The sequence below is a fragment of the Wenjunlia vitaminophila DSM 41686 genome (assembly GCF_000380165.1).
In the GTDB taxonomy this organism is placed as follows: Bacteria; Actinomycetota; Actinomycetes; order Streptomycetales; family Streptomycetaceae; genus Wenjunlia; species Wenjunlia vitaminophila.
In genome coordinates, this window is the sequence record NZ_KB904645.1 from 1 (window position 1) to 1,447 (window position 1,447).

2 protein-coding genes are annotated in these 1,447 nt (G+C 68.8%); both read right to left on the reverse strand.

Going from position 1 to position 1,447, the window contains the following annotated elements; all coding sequences use genetic code 11:
- Positions 1-379: 379 nt before the first annotated feature.
- Positions 380-1,039, reverse strand: coding sequence for a response regulator transcription factor (locus tag A3IG_RS0103455; RefSeq protein ID WP_026219856.1), 660 nt, complete (start codon positions 1,037-1,039; stop codon positions 380-382).
- Positions 1,040-1,164: 125 nt separating this feature from the next.
- The coding region (locus tag A3IG_RS28500) for a sensor histidine kinase (protein ID WP_040910769.1) at positions 1,165-1,447 on the reverse strand (283 nt) is incomplete at its 5' end.

Here is a 1,447-nt window from a genome sequence, read left to right on the forward strand (position 1 = left end):
CGAACACCGCAGTCTCCGAGGTGAAACGGTCACCAGTGAGCTGCATCCCATCACCGGAATCGCCCGCAAACCGAATAACCACCCGATCCAGGCGCTTCACCTCTTTACTTGGCCCCGCGTCCCGATGAGAATCGGACGCAGCTCCCTCTTCTGCTGGGCTGACCTGGCTGGTCACTGAGATGGACCTCCCTCGAGGCGGCGAAGACCGCGGCCCTGCGCCGGACACCTGTGCTCCCGTAGCCCATGCTACGTCGGCAGGAAGGGTGACCTTCCTTGTGCCCGAATCCCGGGCAGCGCCAACCGTCGCTCCACTCGTTCCACGGGCTCTGGCCGCCCGTGCCGTTCCGCAGGTGCTTCTATCAGCCGAAGGTCGAGGCCGTCAGGAGTTCAGGTAAGTGAGCACGGCCAGTACCCGCCGGTGGTCGCCGGTGCTGGGGGCGAGACCGAGCTTGAGGAAGATGTTGCTGACGTGCTTCTCCACGGCGCCGTCGGAGACCACGAGCTGCTTGGCGATGGCCGAATTGGTCCTGCCCTCCGCCATCAGGCTCAGGACCTCGCGTTCGCGAGGGGTGAGGCCCGCCAGGACGTCCTGTTTCCGGCTGCGGCCGAGGAGCTGGGCCACGACCTCCGGGTCGAGGGCGGTGCCCCCTTCCGCCACCCGCACCACGGCGTCCACGAACTCACGTACTTCCGCTACCCGGTCCTTCAGCAGGTACCCCACGCCCCGGCTGCTTCCCGCCAGGAGTTCCGTCGCGTACCGCTCCTCGACGTACTGCGAAAGGACGAGGACGCCCAGTCCGGGGTATGAGCCGCGCAGCGCGACGGCCGCTCGCACCCCCTCGTCGGTGTGGGTGGGGGGCATGCGCACGTCGGCCACCACCACGTCGGGGAGCTGGCCCCCCACGGCCATCTCGCCGACCGCCTTCACCAGCGCCTCGGCGTCGCCCACGCTGGCGACGACGTCATGGCCACGGTCGGTGAGCAGCCGGGTCAACCCCTCTCGCAGCAGCACCGAGTCCTCGGCGATCACCACTCGCACACTGCCCTCCACGGCCACCCCCAACGTTCGGTTCGTGGGTCCAGCATTCCAGCATCCGAATGCCGGTGGCGCGGCGACTCACGTGGGGGGACCCGGGTGGCTCCGTGGGCCGGACGGGTGACCGGTCAGGTCCGCCAGGGGAGCTCGGCGGTGATGGTGGTGGGTCCGCCGACCGGGCTCTGGGCGACCAGCACGCCGTCCACCGCGTCCAGCCGCTCGGTCAGCCCCGCCAGGCCACTGCCGCGGGAGGGATCGGCGCCACCCCGGCCGTCGTCGGTGACCTGGAGCATCAGGTGGTCGTCGGATCGCCATACGTCGACTGATGCTGATGTTGCGTGGCTGTGTTTGCTGATGTTGGTGAGGAGTTCGGCGACGGTGAAGTAGGCGATGCCTTCGATGGCGGGTGCG